We start from the raw sequence: 220 nt of genomic DNA on the forward strand, positions 1-220 counted from the left end.
CGTCTTGCCTCCCAGACCGACCAGCTCGGCAACACCACCGCCTACACCTACAACAGCGACGGCCAGATCGCGGAAGCGGTCGTGGAGACCAAGGACGGCACACCCGTCTCGAAGACCGTCCACACCTACGACGAGCGCACCGGCCTCCTCACCAGTACCTCTGTCACCAATGCGGACGGTGCCGCCACGGTCCGGCAGATGGAGTACGACTCCCTCAACC

Annotated in this window: 1 protein-coding gene; it reads left to right on the plus strand. The window is 65.0% G+C overall.

The window, feature by feature from the left end; genetic code table 11:
* Positions 1-220: hypothetical protein (locus tag IF89_RS40445; protein WP_043195250.1), on the plus strand; the 220-nt coding region annotated here is incomplete at both ends.

The sequence above is a fragment of the Streptomyces sp. NRRL F-2664 genome (genome assembly GCF_000719345.1).
Classification (GTDB): domain Bacteria; phylum Actinomycetota; class Actinomycetes; order Streptomycetales; family Streptomycetaceae; genus Streptomyces.